At 65.4% G+C, this 16,353-nt stretch carries 17 protein-coding genes; 11 read left to right on the forward strand and 6 right to left on the reverse strand.

Features of this window, described 5'->3' with window-relative positions; genetic code table 11:
- Positions 1–6 precede the first annotated feature (6 nt).
- The 4 genes from B8V81_RS20605 to B8V81_RS20620 are packed head-to-tail and all read left to right on the forward strand — an operon-like array spanning position 7 to position 3,644.
- Positions 7–717, forward strand: coding sequence for a methyltransferase domain-containing protein (locus B8V81_RS20605; RefSeq protein WP_028599653.1), 711 nt, complete (start codon positions 7–9; stop codon positions 715–717).
- On the forward strand, positions 710–1,897 hold the full coding sequence (locus B8V81_RS20610) for an NAD(P)/FAD-dependent oxidoreductase (protein ID WP_101809095.1): 1,188 nt from the start codon (positions 710–712) through the stop codon (positions 1,895–1,897). Before B8V81_RS20605 ends, B8V81_RS20610 begins: the two co-directional genes overlap by 8 nt.
- A gap of 51 nt (positions 1,898–1,948) precedes the next feature.
- On the forward strand, positions 1,949–2,407 hold the full coding sequence (locus tag B8V81_RS20615; RefSeq protein WP_101809096.1) for a type II toxin-antitoxin system RatA family toxin: 459 nt from the start codon (positions 1,949–1,951) through the stop codon (positions 2,405–2,407).
- Position 2,408: 1 nt separating this feature from the next.
- On the forward strand, positions 2,409–3,644 hold the full coding sequence (locus B8V81_RS20620; RefSeq protein ID WP_028599650.1) for a beta-ketoacyl-[acyl-carrier-protein] synthase family protein: 1,236 nt from the start codon (positions 2,409–2,411) through the stop codon (positions 3,642–3,644).
- A gap of 96 nt (positions 3,645–3,740) precedes the next feature.
- Here B8V81_RS20620 and B8V81_RS20625 read toward each other — a convergent pair whose 3' ends face one another.
- Entirely contained in the window at positions 3,741–4,019 is a 279-nt protein-coding gene (locus B8V81_RS20625) for a DUF2653 family protein (RefSeq protein WP_028599649.1), read from the reverse strand.
- Between the two features lie 4 nt (positions 4,020–4,023).
- On the reverse strand, positions 4,024–4,458 hold the full coding sequence (locus tag B8V81_RS20630; RefSeq protein WP_028599648.1) for a hypothetical protein: 435 nt from the start codon (positions 4,456–4,458) through the stop codon (positions 4,024–4,026).
- A 144-nt stretch (positions 4,459–4,602) separates the two neighbouring features.
- On the opposite strand from B8V81_RS20630, the gene B8V81_RS20635 reads away from it, so the two are divergent.
- Positions 4,603–5,142, forward strand: a complete 540-nt coding sequence (locus B8V81_RS20635; protein ID WP_101809097.1) for a DUF309 domain-containing protein — start codon at positions 4,603–4,605, stop codon at positions 5,140–5,142.
- Between the two features lie 108 nt (positions 5,143–5,250).
- On the opposite strand, the gene B8V81_RS20640 is transcribed toward B8V81_RS20635, so the two are convergent.
- Positions 5,251–5,841, reverse strand: a complete 591-nt coding sequence (locus B8V81_RS20640; RefSeq protein WP_028599646.1) for a beta-class carbonic anhydrase — start codon at positions 5,839–5,841, stop codon at positions 5,251–5,253.
- Between the two features lie 5 nt (positions 5,842–5,846).
- Positions 5,847–6,200 carry an iron-sulfur cluster biosynthesis family protein gene (locus B8V81_RS20645; RefSeq protein ID WP_101809098.1) on the reverse strand — a complete coding sequence of 118 codons (354 nt, stop codon included), beginning with the start codon at positions 6,198–6,200 and terminating at the stop codon, positions 5,847–5,849.
- Between the two features lie 122 nt (positions 6,201–6,322).
- Here B8V81_RS20645 and B8V81_RS20650 point away from each other — a divergent pair, with 122 nt between their 5' ends.
- Entirely contained in the window at positions 6,323–7,858 is a 1,536-nt protein-coding gene (locus B8V81_RS20650; RefSeq protein WP_228551444.1) for a carboxypeptidase M32, read from the forward strand.
- Between the two features lie 192 nt (positions 7,859–8,050).
- On the opposite strand, the gene B8V81_RS20655 is transcribed toward B8V81_RS20650, so the two are convergent.
- Together B8V81_RS20655 and B8V81_RS20660 are read right to left on the reverse strand one after the other, a co-directional pair.
- Entirely contained in the window at positions 8,051–9,310 is a 1,260-nt protein-coding gene (locus B8V81_RS20655) for an IS256 family transposase (protein WP_101808325.1), read from the reverse strand.
- 323 nt (positions 9,311–9,633) lie between these two features.
- Positions 9,634–10,893, reverse strand: coding sequence for an IS256 family transposase (locus B8V81_RS20660; protein WP_101808325.1), 1,260 nt, complete (start codon positions 10,891–10,893; stop codon positions 9,634–9,636).
- 771 nt (positions 10,894–11,664) lie between these two features.
- On the opposite strand from B8V81_RS20660, the gene B8V81_RS20665 reads away from it, so the two are divergent.
- The 5 genes from B8V81_RS20665 to B8V81_RS20685 all read left to right on the forward strand — a co-directional run bounded on the left by B8V81_RS20665 (position 11,665) and on the right by B8V81_RS20685 (position 16,320).
- A complete protein-coding gene (locus B8V81_RS20665; protein ID WP_028598373.1) occupies positions 11,665–12,660 on the forward strand; it encodes an ABC transporter substrate-binding protein in 996 nt (331 codons plus the stop codon).
- A gap of 34 nt (positions 12,661–12,694) precedes the next feature.
- Positions 12,695–13,492: an ABC transporter ATP-binding protein gene (locus B8V81_RS20670; protein WP_028598372.1), complete on the forward strand. Its 798-nt coding sequence runs from the start codon at positions 12,695–12,697 to the stop codon at positions 13,490–13,492.
- 92 nt (positions 13,493–13,584) lie between these two features.
- Entirely contained in the window at positions 13,585–14,394 is an 810-nt protein-coding gene (locus B8V81_RS20675) for an ABC transporter permease (protein ID WP_101809468.1), read from the forward strand.
- Between the two features lie 175 nt (positions 14,395–14,569).
- On the forward strand, positions 14,570–15,565 hold the full coding sequence (locus B8V81_RS20680; RefSeq protein ID WP_101809100.1) for an aromatic acid exporter family protein: 996 nt from the start codon (positions 14,570–14,572) through the stop codon (positions 15,563–15,565).
- A 188-nt stretch (positions 15,566–15,753) separates the two neighbouring features.
- On the forward strand, positions 15,754–16,320 hold the full coding sequence (locus tag B8V81_RS20685) for an outer spore coat protein CotE (protein ID WP_028598369.1): 567 nt from the start codon (positions 15,754–15,756) through the stop codon (positions 16,318–16,320).
- Positions 16,321–16,353: the final 33 nt, after the last annotated feature.

Genomic DNA, 16,353 nt, shown 5'->3' on the forward strand with positions numbered 1-16,353 from the left:
GGACCGATGAAGCGCCATGATGCCAAGGAATGGCTGGACGAGGAAGGCGCGGTGGAGCCGCAGGAGCTGGAGCGCAGCCTGCGGGAAGTATGGGCGGTGAACCGCTATCTCGGCGGGAATCCGCCGCTGCTGCGACATTTGGAGCGGCTGCTGGACAGGGCGGGCAAGGCCGGCCCGGCGGCGCGGCCGCTGCGCGTGCTCGACGTGGCGACCGGACTCGCCGACCAGCCGCTCGCCGTGCACCGCTGGGCGGCGGCTCGAGGCTGGCGGCTCCGCGTGACCGGCGTCGAGATCAGCCCGGCGATCGCGGAGCTCGCCCGGCGGCGCACCGCCGCTAACGCCGACATCACGATCGACGTCGCGGACGGGCGGCGGCTGCCGTATGCCGACGGCAGCTTCGACGTCGCCTTCAGCAATTTGGCGCTGCATCATCTGAGCGATGCCGATGCGGTCGCGATGCTGAGCGAGCTGCAGCGGGTGGCGCGCCACGGCTGGGTCGTCACCGACCTGGAGCGCCATCCGCTCGCGTACGGCGCGGCGCGTCTGCTGGCGCTGGCCGTCTGGCGCAGCCCGGTGACGCGCCATGACGGCCCGCTGTCGGTGCGGCGCTCGTACACGGCGGACGAAGCGCTCGAGCTGCTCGGGCGCGCCGGGCTGAACGGCGCCGCCGTGCGCCGCCATTTTCCATGGCGGCTCGCGCTGCTGAGCGATGCTTGACGTGCTCGTCTGCGGCGGAGGGCCGGCCGGCAGCGCGCTCGCGTGGCGGCTCGCGCGCCTCGGCCTGAGCGTGGCGATCGCCGACGCCGGGCGGCATCCGCGGCGCAAGCCATGCGGCGAGTCGCTCAATCCCGGAGCGGCGGCAGCGCTGCAGCGGCTCGCGCGGGACGGAGGCGCGGCGGGCGCTCCGGCATGGAGCGAGCTGCTGGACGAGCTTCATCCGCTGGACGGATGGACGATCCATAGCGGGACGGCGCGGCTGGAGGCTCGTTATCCGGATGGCGCGGGAGGCTGGAGCTGCCGCCGGGAGCGGCTGGACGGCTGGCTGCTGGAGCAGGCGATGCGGGCCGGAGCGAGCCTGCTGCCGGAGTGCCGGGTAAAGGAGGTGCGCCAGGACGGAAGCGGCTGCCGGGCGGCGGCGATCCGCGAGGGCCGGCCCGTCACGCTGGCCGCCCGCTACGTCGTCGGCGCGGACGGCATCCGCTCCGCCGTCGCGCGCTCGGCGGGCTTGTCGGCGCCGCCCGGACCGCTGCGCAAGGTCGCCTTGACCGGGCGCATCGGCGGCTTGGCGGAGCTGCGGCCGCTCGTCGAGCTGCATGCGCAGCCGGGCGTCCTGATCGGCATCGCGCCGCTGTCCGGCGGAGAAGCCAACGCCACGCTCGTGCTGCCTGCGAGGACGGCGGCCGCCTCCGCCGCCGCGCTGAGGAACGGGCAGGAGGCGCTGCTGAGCGCCCTGCGCGCTTCGCCGTCGCTGGCCGCCAGGACGGCCTCAGCGCAAGCGAGCGGAGAGACGCTCGCCTGCGGTCCGTTCGACGCGCCGGTGCGGGCGGTCCGCTCCGGGCGCGTGCTGCTCGTCGGCGACGCGGCGGGCTATTACGACCCGCTCACCGGCCAGGGCCTGTTCCGCGCGCTGCGCGGAGCGGAGCTCGCCGCCGCGGCGCTCGCGGCTGCCCGGCGATCCGACGGAGCGCAGGCGCTGCAGGCGTACGAGAGGCGGCTGCAGCGAGAATTCGGGCCGGGAGCGGCGCTGCAGCGGCTGGTCGAATACGGCGCTTCCCGGCCGAGGCTGTTCCGCGCGGCGCTGGCCGGCATCCGCTGGAGCGGATCGGCTCCGCTGCTCGCTGCGCGCATCGGGGATTGCCCGAGAGGCGCCGGACCCGGCTTGCCGCGTTTTCGCTGAAACAGCGGATGGAGATTTGACAGATATTTTATAGGAAGAAGGCGGCATGCGATGCGTACCTACAATGAAACGGCGATGCAGGCGTCGCCGGAGCGGGTGTTCCGCCTCGCCAGCGACGTGGAGCGGTGGCCGGGGCATCTGAAGCATTATCGTTCGGTGACGTTCCGCTCCGGCGAGGCCGGGGACGGGATCGTGGAGATGAAGGCGTACCGTCCGTTCGGCGCGCTGCGCTGGCCGGTCTGGTGGGTGAGCGAGATGCGGCTGGAGCCGGAGCGGGGCCGGATCGTCTACCGCCATATCGAAGGCGTCACGTCCGGCATGGACGTGGAATGGATCGTCGAGCCGCATGCAGGCGGCAGCCGGGCGGTCATCGTGCATGAATGGAAGCGGCCGCCGGTCGGCCGGCTGGCGGCGAGCGGCATCATCGGTCCGGGCTTCGTGCATGCGATCGCGGAGCGCACGCTGCTCGGGCTGAAGGCGGCGGCCGAAAAGGGAAAGGGAGGCGACTAGAATGGGCGAGCGGAGGGCGGTCATTACCGGCATCGGCTGCGTGACGCCGATCGGCATCGGCGCGGAAGGACTTTGGGAAGGGCTGCGAAAAGGAGAAAGCGCGATTGGAGCGATCGACCGGTTCGCGCCGGAAGGGCTGCGCAGCCGGATCGCCGCGCAGATCCGCGGCTTCGACGCGGGCGACTACATGGATCGGAAACGGGCGCATCGCACCGACCGCTACTCGCAGCTGGCGATCGCATCGGGACGGATGGCGCTCCAGCATGCCGGACTCGATCCGGCTGCGGTCGATTCCGATCGCGCCGGCGTCTTCATGGGCAGCGCGCTCGGCGGCATCGCCTACGCGGAGGAGCAATGCGGGCAGTTCATGAACGGCGGCTATCGCAGCGTCTCGCCGACGCTCGGCTTCTCGGTATTCGGCGGAGCGGCCTCCTGCAATATGGCGATGGAATTCGGCTTCACGGGGCCGAACGAGACGAATGCGATGAGCTGCGCCTCCGGCGCGGTCGCCATCGGGCGGGCGCTGCAGGCGATCCGCCGCGGCGAGGCCGACACGATGCTGGCCGGCGGCTCGGAAGCGCCGCTCTCGCCGCTGTCGTTCGGCGCATTCGACCTGCTGCGGGCGATGTCGACGCGCAACGAGGAGCCGGCCGCGGCGAGCCGGCCGTTCGACCGCCGGCGCGACGGCTTCGTCATGGGCGAAGGCGCGGCGGTGCTCGTCATCGAGGAGGAGGGCCACGCCAGGGCGCGCGGCGCGCGGGTGCTCGCCGAGCTGAGCGGCTTCGGCGTCAGCAACGACGCGCATCATATGAGCGCGCCGCTGCCTTGCGGCACGCAGGCGCAGCGGGCGATGCGGCTCGCGCTGGCGGATGCGGACATGCTGCAGGAAGAGGTCGGCTACATCAATGCGCACGGCTCCTCGACGCCGCTCAACGACGGCACGGAGTCGCGGGTCATCCGCAGCGTGTTCGGCAGCCGCCCTGTCGCCGTGAGCGGGACGAAAGGGCTGTACGGCCATCCGCTCGGCGCGTCCGGCGCGATCGAGGCGGCGATCACGACGCTGGCGCTGTCGCGCGGCTGGCTGCCGCCGACCGCCAATCTCGAGGAGCCGGACGACGAGGCGGCGGACTTCGATCTCGTGACCGGCGCTGGACGCGAGGCGCGGCTCGGAGCGGCGCTGTCCAATTCGTACGGCTTCGGCGGCATCAACGCGACGCTTGCTTTCCGCACACGATGAGCCTGCGGCGCAGCCCGGCCTCTTCCCGAGCGCCGGACAACGAAAAAGGGACGAGGCTGAGCGCTGCTCAGCTTCGTCCCTTTGCGTCTTTGCTGCTTATTCGGCGATGTCCGCCCAGAACTCTTCGTCCGCGTCCAGCGTAATCTGGGAGCGGTAGATCCTGCGGCCGTATTCCTTGAATACGTATTGCTCGATCGCTTCCTTGAGGTTGGCCTCGACGAGGTAATGGGAGCGGTCGGCGATCCATACCTCCGCCGTGAAGCCGTATTCTTCTTCCCAGCTGAGCTGGACCTCGATCGCGCCGGGCTGGATGCCGCGGCGGGCCGACTCGCTCAGGCAGACGGCATTGATGATCTCATCCATCGAAAGCCGCATCGGATCAGTACGGTCTCCGCGTGTCCGGCTCCGGCTTGCGCTTCCTGCGGACGTAGGTGAAGAGCGCGACGACGACCATGACGAGGGCGAAGAGCGCAAGCAAATTGACCATCAGGCCGAGGATCTCGCCCATGAAGCCCATGCCGCCGAACATGCCGCCGAACAGCATGCCGGCGAGGCCGCCGATCATGAGGCCCTTCATCAGCCCGCCGCCGGAGAAGAAGCCCGGCTTCGCTGCGGCGCCGGTCCCGGCGGCGGCTCCGGTATTTTTGTTCGCATCGCTGCGCTGGACGTTGTCGGTCGATTTTTTCGGCGCTTGGGTGTAGCCCTGGCGCGGGGATTTGATGCCGCCGCGCTTCGCGTCTGCCGTGCTGGAGACGATGCCGGTGAAGGCGAGCATGACCGTGAAGGCGATCATCAAAATAAATCCTTTTTTCATCTGGTGATTTGTCCCCTCCATGTGGAATATGTGGCGAACATTGCGTTCGGGTGCCTATACGTCTATCATGGGAAGCAGGTTTCATTTAATTTATAGCTTGCCCGCAAACGCGGTTTTTAAGGATAGGAAAGGGCTGGACGAGTGATGCGGACGATGTCGTTCTATCCGGATGCCTACATCCGGTTTTTGGCGGAATTTCACGGCACGCGGGACTACTTTGAATGCCATGAGCTGCTGGAGGATTATTGGAAGGAGCATCCCGGGAGCGACTCCGGGCTGTGGCACGGACTGATCCAGATCGCGGTCGGCCAGTACCATCTGCGCCGCGGCAACCGGGAGGGCGCACGCAAAATGCTGCGCTCCGCCTGGGAGCGGCTGCGGCGCGAGGATCTGGGACAGGCGGGACTGGACGGTCCGGCCTTGCTCGCGCGGCTGGACGACGCGGCCGGACGTCTGGAAGCGGGGGAGCCGCTGCCCTATCTCAGCTGGACGCTTCCGATCGCGGACGACTCCTTGCTCGAGGCGGCGCGGGAGGAGTGCGCTCGGCTCGAGGCGGACTGGTGCGCCGGCGGCGAGCCGGCGGCGGCGATCGTCCACCGGCATCGCCTGCGCGACCGCAGCGAAGTGATTTTGGCGCGGCGCGAGTCGATCGAGCGCAGGCGGCCCGGCGTATCGCCGGAGTAGCGCGGACCCGGGGGGCCATGGAGAACAAAAAAGCGGAAGCGGAACGATCGCCGAGCCAGCTCGGCTTTCGTCCCGCTTCCGCTTTCGTTGTCTTGGGAGGAATCAGTATCAGTTCTCGGATGCGGGCGGCTGCTTCAGAAACTCATGGCCGTCCGTGACGAGGTCGAGCTTGCCGGTCTGCGGGTCGATGATGAGGCCGCTGACGGGGATGCCGGACGGGAGCAGCGGGTGGTTGCGCACGATGCCGACGCTCTTCTCGACGCTCGAGCGCACGTTGTCGAAGCCGGTCAGCCAGCGGTGGAAGTCGACGCCGGAATGCTTGAGCGTGCGGATCGTCGTCTGGGAGACGCCGCGGCTGACCATCTTGCCGATGATCGCCTCGGGATCGATGCCGGTCATGCCGCAATTGTAGTGTCCGATGATGACGACTTCCTCGGCCTGCAGCTCGTAGATCGCCACCAGGATGCTGCGCATGATGTTGCCGAACGGCTGCGTGACGATCGCGCCGGCGTTCTTGAGCACCTTGGCGTCGCCGTTGCGCAGGTTCATCGCCCGCGGCAGCAGCTCCGTCAGCCGCGTATCCATGCAGGTGAGGATGACCATCTTCTTGTCGGGGAAGCGGTCGGTGAGGTACTCCTCATACTTTTTCTCTTCGACGAACTGCTTGTTGAAGGACAGGATCTGCTCGATGTTGTTCATGGACGTTACCGACCTTTCTCCGAGGGTTGGAACTGCGGCGCGCGGGGGAAGAAGCGCAAGTCGTAGTTGTAGATCTGGCTGTCGCTGGAGAGGATGAACGCGTCGCGCTCCCGGCTGTAGCCGAGCTTCAGCTCCGGTTCGAAAAACACCTCGTAGCGCTCCTCGTACAGGAACGGATAAGGATCTCCCTCGCCCTGGACGTCTCCGGATAGCGGCTCCTGCACGACATACAGGGCGGACACGCCGTTTACGACGCAGCCGCAGCCTTCCGTATCGTACACCAGCTTGAGCATGGCCTGCCCGTCGCCGACATACGGCTGCAGCTTGTCCGCCGCTTCCGGACGGAATGTGATGCGCATCCGAATCTCCTCCTTTTGCGGGGAGTCCTGCCGGACCGGGCTCCCGCGCGGTTACCGTTGATTATACGGGCTGTGCCCGTTATGATTCAAGTAGACCGACGACCTTCGAAGAGGAAAGGAAGATGAAGCACATGGCAGAAGCCGCGACCGCTTATGAAAAGGCATTGACCGAATTCCGCGAGCTGGACCGCAAGATCGTCCGCTATCAGGAGGCTGCGGCCGTCATCGGCTGGGATCTCCGGACAGGCGCTCCGCGCAAGGGCCATGCCGGCCGCGCCGAGGTGCTCGGCATGCTCGGCGCGGAAGCGTTCCAGCTGGCCACCTCGCCGCGCATGGGCGAGCTGCTCGAGCAGCTGGAGGAGAAGGAAGCGCAGGCGGCGCTCGGCGAGATCGACCGCAAGCTCGTCTCCGAGACGCGCCGCTCGTACGATCGCAGCGTGAAGATTCCGCCCAAGCTGTACGAGGAGTATGTCGTGCTGGCGTCGCAGTCGGAATCCGCCTGGGAGCAGGCGCGCAAGGACAACGATTTCCCGGCGTTCCAGGGCTACCTGGAGCGGGTCATCGGCTACACGAACCAGTTCATCGACCTGTGGGGGCCGAAGGCGACCCGCTACGACACGCTGCTGGACGATTACGAGCCGGACATGACCGTCCAGGAGCTCGACGAGATCTTCACCTCGCTGCGCGGCCAGCTCGTGCCGCTCGCGGCCGCGATCGCCGCCTCGCCGAACCGTCCGGACCGCGCCTTCCTCGAGGGCCTGTTCGACAAGGAGCGGCAAAAGGAGTTCAGCCGCTACATGCTCGGGCAGCTCGGCTACGATTTCGAAGGCGGCCGCATCGACGAGAGCGCCCATCCGTTCCAGACGACGTTCAATCTCGGCGACGTGCGCGTCACGACGCGCTATTTGCCGGAGGACGTGACGAGCGCGCTGTTCGGCACGATCCACGAGGCGGGACATGCCCTTTACGAGCAGAACATATCGCCGGAGCTCGCAGGCACGTCGCTGTGCCACGGCACGTCGATGGGCATCCATGAGTCGCAGTCGCGCTTCTGGGAAAACATCGTCGGCCGCAGCCGCCCGTTCTGGCAGCGGTACTTCCCCGATCTGCAGAGCCGGTTCCCCGAGCAGCTCGCCGGCGTCGACGCCGAGGCGTTCTACCGCTCGCAGAACGCGGTGCAGCCGTCGCTCATCCGCATCGAGGCCGACGAGCTGACGTACAACCTGCACATCATCATCCGCTACGAGATCGAGAAGCTGATCTTCAACGAAGGCGCCAAGGCAGCCGATCTGCCGGCGATCTGGAACGACAAGTACCGCGAGTACCTCGGCATCACGCCGCCGAGCGACGCCGACGGCGTCATGCAGGACGTGCATTGGAGCGCCGGCCTGTTCGGCTACTTCCCGTCCTACTCGCTCGGCAACATCTACTCGGCGCAGCTGGCGGATGCGATGAAGACCGCCCTGCCGAACATGGAGGAGCTGGTCGCCAAGGGCGAGCTGGCGCCGATCCGCGGCTGGCTGACCGAGCATGTGCACCGCCACGGCCGCTTGCGCACGCCCAAGGAGATCATCCTCGGCGCGACGGGCAAGCCGCTTGACTCGTCCCATCTGGTCCAGTACCTGCGGACGAAGTACACCGATATCTATAAGCTGTAGGCGCCGAAGCGCCGCAGCCGTCAAGCCTCCCGACCGATCCGGACGGGAGGCTTGACGGCTTTTTTGACGTTGCGGCGCTGCTGTCCTGGCCGCAGCGCGGAAAAACCGAGCAACTCGGACGTGCAGCGGGAGAAACGGGTCAAGTCCATAATTGTGTGTAAAAACACTTCTCGGTAGAAAATGGAATCGGGTTTAAAGGCTGTCCGTCGCTTCCGTCATGGTGGTGCTGGTTTCCTGCTCCTCCGAGCCGGCGCCCTGAGTGGCTTTCTGCTTCTTCCACGCCTTGAAGTCCGTCATGTCCATGTACGGCTTCTTCGTCATCCAGTACTCGTTCTCTTCCATGAGCATGGCTCCGATGAGACGGATGACGGAAGCGCGATTGGGAAAGATGCGGATGACCGTCTCGCGCCTGCGGATCTCCCCGTTCAGGCGTTCCATGCCGTTGGAGGTGCGCAGCCGCACGCGGTAGGCCTCCGGGAAGGCCAGCACCGCGACGGCGTCCTCGAACCCGTCCTCCAGTATTTTCATCGCTTTGGGTGCTGTCTCGGCATACGCCTCAAGCGTCTGTTCGAGATAGGAACGAGCCGTCTTCATGTCGGGCGCATCGAAGATCGATCGGACGCGACTCTTGATTTCGCTTTGGAGCGCTTTGGGCGCTGCGTTCAGCACGTTCTTGATGAAGTGCGTCTGGCACCGCTGCCACGAGACCCCTTGAAACTCCTTCTCGATGGCCTTGACCAGCCCGCCATGGTAGTCGCTCGTGACGAGCTCTACGCCGTGCAGGCCGCGCTCTTTCAGCCAGCGGAAGTAGGCGCCCCAGCTCTCCTCCGACTCGGTGTCGTCGACGCGCAGGCCCAGAATCTCACGCCGGCCTTGCTCGTTCACGCCGTAGCCCACCAGAACGCCTCGAGAACAGATACGGCCTTCTTCACGCACCTTCACGTAGATCGCATCGATGGTGATGAAGGGGAAGGCGTGGTCGGCCAGAGAGCGGTTGTTCCAGTCGTGGACAGCCGGGTCCAGCTGCTTGCACAGGTGGCTGACCGTTGACTTGGAGAACTCGGTTCCGCACAGCTCCTCGGTGATTTTAGTCACCTTGCGCGTCGACACGCCGTTGATGACCATTTCCATGAGCGAGAGAACCAGCGCTTGCTCGCTGCGCTGATACCGGGCGAAAAGCTCGGTAGAAAAGGAGCCGTCCCGAAACCGGGGGACGCGCAAGGTGACGCTGCCAGCGCGGGTAATGACGTCGCGCTCGTAGCTGCCGTTGCGATAGCCCTTGCGCTCGCTGGTGCGCTCGTACGTCTGCGCCGCCAGCTGATCTGTCGCCTGGGCTGTCAGCACCTGATTCAGCACCGTCTCCAACAAGCGGGCCACTCCCGCGTCCCGATCGGTTCCGATAAACAGCTGGTGCAAAATGTCCTGATCTACGGTAATCTGGTATTGAGTCATGTGTAGGCACTCTCCTTGGAATGTTGGTCTCGACAACTTCCATTCTAACCGAGAGTCCTACCATGGCTTTTCTTTTTATGGTCAGGAGCATTTTACACAATTATATGGACTTAACTGAGAAACGGCGGAGTTGCGCGGAAAAACCGAGTAACTCGGACGTGCAGCAAGGGAAACGGGCGGAGTTGCGCGGAAAAACCGAGTAACTCGGACGCGCAGCGGGAGAAACGGCGAAGTTGCGCGGAAAAACCGAGTAACTCGGGTGTGCAGCGGTCAAGTCCATAATTGTGTGTAAAAACACTTCTCGGTAGAAAATGGAATCGGGTTTAAAGGCTGTCCGTCGCTTCCGTCATGGTGGTGCTGGTTTCCTGCTCCTCCGAGCCGGCGCCCTGAGTGGCTTTCTGCTTCTTCCACGCCTTGAAGTCCGTCATGTCCATGTACGGCTTCTTCGTCATCCAGTACTCGTTCTCTTCCATGAGCATGGCTCCGATGAGACGGATGACGGAAGCGCGATTGGGAAAGATGCGGATGACCGTCTCGCGCCTGCGGATCTCCCCGTTCAGGCGCTCCATGCCGTTGGAGGTGCGCAGCCGCACGCGGTAGGCCTCCGGGAAGGCCAGCACCGCGACGGCGTCCTCGAACCCGTCCTCCAGTATTTTCATCGCTTTGGGTGCTGTCTCGGCATACGCCTCAAGCGTCTGTTCGAGATAGGAACGAGCCGTCTTCATGTCGGGCGCATCGAAGATCGATCGGACGCGACTCTTGATTTCGCTTTGGAGCGCTTTGGGCGCTGCGTTCAGCACGTTCTTGATGAAGTGCGTCTGGCACCGCTGCCACGAGACCCCTTGAAACTCCTTCTCGATGGCCTTGACCAGCCCGCCATGGTAGTCGCTCGTGACGAGCTCTACGCCGTGCAGGCCGCGCTCTTTCAGCCAGCGGAAGTAGGCGCCCCAGCTCTCCTCCGACTCGGTGTCGTCGACGCGCAGGCCCAGAATCTCACGCCGGCCTTGCTCGTTCACGCCGTAGCCCACCAGAACGCCTCGAGAACAGATACGGCCTTCTTCACGCACCTTCACGTAGATCGCATCGATGGTGATGAAGGGGAAGGCGTGGTCGGCCAGAGAGCGGTTGTTCCAGTCGTGGACAGCCGGGTCCAGCTGCTTGCACAGGTGGCTGACCGTTGACTTGGAGAACTCGGTTCCGCACAGCTCCTCGGTGATTTTAGTCACCTTGCGCGTCGACACGCCGTTGATGACCATTTCCATGAGCGAGAGAACCAGCGCTTGCTCGCTGCGCTGATACCGGGCGAAAAGCTCGGTAGAAAAGGAGCCGTCCCGAAACCGGGGGACGCGCAAGGTGACGCTGCCAGCGCGGGTAATGACGTCGCGCTCGTAGCTGCCGTTGCGATAGCCCTTGCGCTCGCTGGTGCGCTCGTACGTCTGCGCCGCCAGCTGATCTGTCGCCTGGGCTGTCAGCACCTGATTCAGCACCGTCTCCAACAAGCGGGCCACTCCCGCGTCCCGATCGGTTCCGATAAACAGCTGGTGCAAAATGTCCTGATCTACGGTAATCTGGTATTGAGTCATGTGTAGGCACTCTCCTTGGAATGTTGGTCTCGACAACTTCCATTCTAACCGAGAGTCCTACCATGGCTTTTCTTTTTATGGTCAGGAGCATTTTACACAATTATATGGACTTAACTTGTGCAGCAAGGGAAACGGGCGGAGTTGCGCGGAAAAACCGAGTAACTCGGCGCGATCGGCGGCTGAACGGGGGAATTATGCGGAAAAACCGAGCAACTCGGCGCGAGCAAGTCGAAGAATCGAGTTGCGGGCTGGCCGGAGGCCCGATAACGAAGGGCTCGGGGGTGAGGAGAGCCAAACGGCGTGCAATCGGATTGCGGCTGGCAAGCGAAGCGGCAGCCGATGGGGAACCGGAGAGCGAAGCGGACGGGGGCTCGTGGAGAAGCGGCAGCGGTTCCCTTGGAGGCCGGATTCCTTCCGTTTCGGAAAAATGGAATCAAAGGAATCTGGGCTCCAGGGAGATCGGAACGAGTTCCCGCTCCGCGAAGCGGGTGCCGGTTTCGGAGCCGGCTCCGCCGTACAAGCGCCTCCGGTTTCGGAGCCAGCTCCGCCGTACAAGCGCCTCCGGTTACGTTGCCAGCTCCGCCGGGCAAGCGCAGCCGGTGACGATGCCCGCTCCTCGACGCGCGAGCTTCCGGTCCATGCCGGGGCAAATCTGCCCCGGCTGCTTGCGTTTCATGCCGCCCCCAGGCGGCGTGCGGCCTATGCACCCCTCCCGCCAGCCGCGCATAGGCTACAGCACAGAACGTTCGAACCTAAGGGAGGCTATCTGACATGAATCGAAAGGCGATCGCGGGGCTGATGCTGGCGGCTGCGCTGGCGATGGCGGCGCTGCCCGGATGCGGCGCCGGGAAGGAAGAGGCGGTCAAGGTGCGCATCGGCGAGGTGACCCGCTCGGTCTTCTACGCTCCGCAGTACGTGGCGCTGGCCGAAGGCTTTTTCAAGGAAGAGGGGCTGGACGTCGAGCTGCAGACGACGGCCGGCGGCGACAAGACGATGACGGCGCTGCTGTCCGGCGGCGTCGACGTGGCGCTCGTCGGTCCGGAGACGTCGATCTACGTCTACCAGCAAGGCGCGGACGATCCGGTCCTGAGCTTCGCCCAAGTGACGCAGACGGACGGCACCTTCCTCGTGTCCCGCTCGGGCAAGCCGCTTGACTGGAACGACCTCAAGGGAGCGAAATTCCTCGGTCAGCGCAAAGGCGGCATGCCGCAAATGGCCGGCGAGTTCGCGCTCAAAAAGCATGGGATCGATCCGCACGCGGATCTCGATTTGATCCAGAACATCGATTTCGCCAACATCACGGCCGCATACGCCTCCGGCACCGGCGACTACGTGCAGCTGTTCGAGCCGCAGGCGTCGATGATCGAGCAGGAAGGCAAAGGCAAGGTCGTCGCCTCGTTCGGGGTGGAGAGCGGCAAGCTGCCATATACGGCATTCATGAGCAAACAGAGCTATATCGAGAAGAACGCCGACACGGTGCAGAAGTTCACGGACGCGCTGCAGAAGGCGCAGACCTGGGTGAAGGAGCATAGCGCCGAGGACATCGCGGATGCTGTCGGCACGTATTTCCCGAATACCGACAAAGCGATCCTCGTCTCCTCGATCGACCGCTACAAGCAGCAAGGCTCCTATGCCGAGAACCCGATCATCGACGAGCAGGAATGGAACAATCTGCTCGACGTCATGACGTCGGCAGGCGAGCTCAAGGAGCGCGCGGAGCATGGCAAGCTGGTCGACAACTCCTTCGCGGAGAAGGCCGGCAAGTAGAGCGCCGAGAGGGCGGCGGGAGAGGAGGAAGCGGATGGCGGAGAGAAGCGTTATGCTGGAGCTGCGCTCGGTGTCGCATGTGTATGTCGGCCGGCAAGGCGCGTCGCTGGCGGTGGAGGAGCTCAGCCTGGCCGTCGGGCGCGGCGAGTTCGTCAGCCTCGTCGGGCCGAGCGGCTGCGGCAAGACGACCGTGCTCAGCCTGCTCGCAGGGCTGCTGCGGCCGGCGTCCGGAGAGGTGCGGGTAGGCGGCCGGGAGGTCGAGAAGCCTTCCGCCAAGGTCGGCTACATGCTGCAGCAGGACTGCCTGCTGCCGTGGCGCACGATTCTCGACAACGCCGCGCTCGGCCTCGAGATCGGAGGGGCGCCTGCCGCGGCGCGGATCGAGGCGGCCGGACGGCTGCTGGCGGAGGTCGGCCTGGATGGAACGGGCGGCCGCTACCCCGGCGAGCTGTCGGGCGGCATGCGCCAGCGCGTCGCGCTGGCGCGCACGCTCGCGCCGGATCCGGAGGTGCTGCTGCTCGACGAGCCGTTCTCGGCGCTCGACATGCAGATCAAGATGCAGCTCGAGGACCTCGTGCAGGCGACGCTGCGGCGGCTCGGCAAGACGGCGGTGCTCGTCACCCATGATCTGGCCGAGGCGGCGGCGATGAGCGACCGCGTCATCGTGCTCGCGCCGCATCCCGGCCGCATCCGGGCCGAGATCGCCGTGCCGCCGGAGCTGCGGAGGCTGGCGCCGACGGAGGCGCGCAAGCATCCGGCGTTCCAGGCCGTGTTCGACGAGCTGTGGCTGGAGATGAGCGCCGGAGAAGCGGAAGGGGGAGAGGCGGGATGAACGAGCTCGATGTTTGGAGCGGCAGCGGCGGCTCCCCCGGCTCCGGCCGGAAGAGCGGCAGGGGCGGCCGCAGGCGGCTGTCGCTGTCGTCGATGCCGGAGAGCCGGCTGGCGGAGCTGCATCGCCTTTATATGAAGCGCAGCCGCCGCATCGGCGCCGCCGTGCTCGGCGTGCAGCTGTTCGTGCTGGCTGCGCTGCTCGGGCTCTGGGAGGCGGCCGGCAGGCTGCGCTGGATCGATCCGCTGCTGTTCAGCTACCCGTCCAAAATCGCCGGGCTGCTCGCCAGCTCGTCGGCGGATGGCACCTTGTGGCCGCATGTCGGCGTGACGGTGGCGGAGACCGCCTCGGGCTTCCTGCTCGGGACGCTGCTCGGCACGGCGCTCGCGGCGCTGCTTTGGTGGTTTCCTTTTCTGGCGCGGGTATGCGATCCGTATCTGGTCGTGTTCAACAGCCTGCCGAAGGTGGCGCTGGGGCCGATCTTCATCGTGGCGCTCGGACAGGGCTTCGTCTCGATCCTGGCGGTAACGCTGACGATGACGGTCATCGTGACGACGATCGGCATCTGCAACCGGTTCCGCGACATGGAGCCGGGACTCGTGAAGGTCGTGCGGCTGCTCGGCGGCTCCCGCTGGCAGCTGTTCCGCCTCGTCATCCTGCCGGGCTCGTTCCCGGTCATCATCTCGACGCTCAAGGTGAACGTCGGGCTCGCCTGGGTCGGCGTCATCGTCGGCGAGTTCCTGGTGGCCAAGGAAGGACTCGGCTATCTGATCATCTACGGCTTCCAGGTGTTCAACTTCACGCTTGTCCTCTCCACGCTCGTCGTCATCGCGGTCGCCGCGACGCTCATGTACCAGGCCGTGGCGCTGCTGGAAAAGCGGATCGTCTCCGGCGGACGCGACTAGCGGCTGACCGGAATGCTGCGGCGCGAGGCGGGCGGACCGCCTCGACCCGGTTGACGTTCGGCAGGCGACGATCTACGATGGAACAAAGGCGAGCCATGCGGCTCCGCCGCAGCCGCCCGCCGGCTGCCGGCGGAGCTTTTTGGCTAGAGCGGCGGGAAAGCGGGATGGTGACGGCATGAAGTGGATCGGCTGGAGAGTGGCGAAAACGGCGGCGGCGGTGGCGGCGGCGATCGCGACGGCGCAGCTGCTGGACCTGGAGCAGCCGCTGTTCGCCGGCGTTCTGGCGATACTCGGCGTCGAGGTGACGAGGCGCAGCGGATTGCGCAGCCTGTTCGAGCGGGTCAGCGCCTCGCTGCTCGCGCTCGCGGCTTCCTCCGTGCTGTTCGAGGCGATCGGATATGCGATCTGGACGGCGGCGATCTATGTGCTGCTCGTCTTCCCGGTGCTGTCGCGGCTGAAGCTGCAGAGCGGCATCGTGCCGGGGAGCGTGCTGGTGTTCCATGTGTATGCGGCCGGCGAGGTGACGATGGAGCTGCTTGTCAACGAGGTGCTGCTGCTGCTCGTCGGGCTCGGCTGCGCCTCCTTGATCAACAACGCCTATATGCCGGGCGAACGCAGCCGGCTGGCGGAGCTGCGGACGCTCGTCGAGGACCGCTTCGCCAGCCTGTTCGCCGGCATGGCGGCGGTCATGCGCAAGCCCGACATGCTATGGGACGGAGCGGAGCTGCTGCAGGCGGACGGGCTTGTGCGGGAAGGGCTCGAGCGGTCGCTGCGCGAGCAGCACAACCGGCCGTGGGCGCCGCGGTTTTATTGGAACGATTATTTCGGCATGAGGCGCCGGCAGCTCGAGAGCATCGGCTCGATGATGGAGCTGCTCGCTCATGCGTACGACCGGGAAGCGGTGCCGCAGGCCGAGCGCATCGCCGAGCTGCTGGAGACGATGGAGGCGGCGATCCGCTCCGACTATTATGAAAGCGGGCCGCGCGAGGCGCTGGCCGCCCTGCGCCAGAGCTTCCGCTCGATGGAGCTGCCGCGCACGCGCGAGGAGTTCGAGATCCGCTCGGCGCTGCTCCAGTTCACGGTGGAGCTGGACCGCTTCCTCGACACGGCGAGCCGCCTGAAGAAGCGGCGCGAGGAAGGCGGCGACGAGGCCGCCGCTTCAGGCCGCTGACCGCGTCCGCGGCTCGGGACAGACTTTTTTTCGGCCGACGGCCGCCCCTGTGTCATGTTCCTCCGGCCTGCCCCATACAATGGAACAGGTATAATTCGTTGCGGCGTCCGAATGAAGAAAGCAGTCACCCTAGACGAATGACCTGCATACACTTGTAAGGAATGATGGCATGGAGGAGGTTAAACGAAATGACGATTGCAGATAAACAGCTTCAGACTAGAGAGATCATCACGAAAGCTGTCTGCGGGAAAGGTCGCAAGTTCTCGACGGTGTCCCATACCGTCACTCCCCCTCACCGCCCCACCAGCATCCTGGGCGCTTGGGTAATCAACCACCAATACGAGGCGGTTCGGTCGGGAGACGGCATCGAGGTGGTCGGATCGTACGACATCAACATCTGGTATTCGTACAACAAAAACTCGCAGACGGATGTCGCGAAGGAGACGGTCTCCTACGTCGAGAACATTCCGCTGTCCTATGTCGACCCGAAGCACCGGGCTTCGACGGAGGAAGTATCGGCGGAGTCGACGCAGGAGCCGAACTGCATCGAGGCGAACATCTCCTCGAGCGGCTCTTCGGTCGTCGTGCGCGTGGAGCGCGAGTTCAGCGTCGAGATGATCGCCGAGACGAAGGTGTGCGTAGCCGTCGTCCCGGGCGGCTGCGACGACTTCGACGGCAAGGACAAATACGGCTACGACGACGGTGACGGCAGCTTCGAGGATCTGGACCCCGATCTGCTCGACGACGAGCTGTAAACGAAGGGCTTGCTGCAGGGCTTACTGCAGGGT

The sequence above is a fragment of the Paenibacillus pasadenensis genome (genome assembly GCF_002864175.1).
GTDB lineage: Bacteria > Bacillota > Bacilli > Paenibacillales > Paenibacillaceae > Paenibacillus_O > Paenibacillus_O pasadenensis.

Excerpts from the sequence above, each read along its gene's own strand:
- B8V81_RS20630 (WP_028599648.1), bottom strand. The coding sequence starts at position 4,458 with ATGAAAAAAGGATTTATTTTGATGATCGCCTTCACGGTCATGCTCGCC.
- B8V81_RS20635 (WP_101809097.1), top strand. The coding sequence starts at position 4,603 with ATGCGGACGATGTCGTTCTATCCGGATGCCTACATCCGGTTTTTGGCG.
- B8V81_RS20605 (WP_028599653.1), top strand. The coding sequence starts at position 7 with ATGAAGCGCCATGATGCCAAGGAATGGCTGGACGAGGAAGGCGCGGTG.
- B8V81_RS20625 (WP_028599649.1), bottom strand. The coding sequence starts at position 4,019 with ATGCGGCTTTCGATGGATGAGATCATCAATGCCGTCTGCCTGAGCGAG.
- B8V81_RS20665 (WP_028598373.1), top strand. The coding sequence starts at position 11,665 with ATGAATCGAAAGGCGATCGCGGGGCTGATGCTGGCGGCTGCGCTGGCG.
- B8V81_RS20655 (WP_101808325.1), bottom strand. The coding sequence starts at position 9,310 with ATGACTCAATACCAGATTACCGTAGATCAGGACATTTTGCACCAGCTG.
- B8V81_RS20680 (WP_101809100.1), top strand. The coding sequence starts at position 14,570 with ATGAAGTGGATCGGCTGGAGAGTGGCGAAAACGGCGGCGGCGGTGGCG.
- B8V81_RS20645 (WP_101809098.1), bottom strand. The coding sequence starts at position 6,200 with ATGCGCATCACATTCCGTCCGGAAGCGGCGGACAAGCTGCAGCCGTAT.
- B8V81_RS20675 (WP_101809468.1), top strand. The coding sequence starts at position 13,585 with ATGCCGGAGAGCCGGCTGGCGGAGCTGCATCGCCTTTATATGAAGCGC.
- B8V81_RS20615 (WP_101809096.1), top strand. The coding sequence starts at position 1,949 with ATGCGTACCTACAATGAAACGGCGATGCAGGCGTCGCCGGAGCGGGTG.
- B8V81_RS20650 (WP_228551444.1), top strand. The coding sequence starts at position 6,323 with ATGAAGCACATGGCAGAAGCCGCGACCGCTTATGAAAAGGCATTGACC.
- B8V81_RS20660 (WP_101808325.1), bottom strand. The coding sequence starts at position 10,893 with ATGACTCAATACCAGATTACCGTAGATCAGGACATTTTGCACCAGCTG.
- B8V81_RS20685 (WP_028598369.1), top strand. The coding sequence starts at position 15,754 with ATGACGATTGCAGATAAACAGCTTCAGACTAGAGAGATCATCACGAAA.
- B8V81_RS20610 (WP_101809095.1), top strand. The coding sequence starts at position 710 with ATGCTTGACGTGCTCGTCTGCGGCGGAGGGCCGGCCGGCAGCGCGCTC.
- B8V81_RS20670 (WP_028598372.1), top strand. The coding sequence starts at position 12,695 with ATGGCGGAGAGAAGCGTTATGCTGGAGCTGCGCTCGGTGTCGCATGTG.
- B8V81_RS20620 (WP_028599650.1), top strand. The coding sequence starts at position 2,409 with ATGGGCGAGCGGAGGGCGGTCATTACCGGCATCGGCTGCGTGACGCCG.
- B8V81_RS20640 (WP_028599646.1), bottom strand. The coding sequence starts at position 5,841 with ATGAACAACATCGAGCAGATCCTGTCCTTCAACAAGCAGTTCGTCGAA.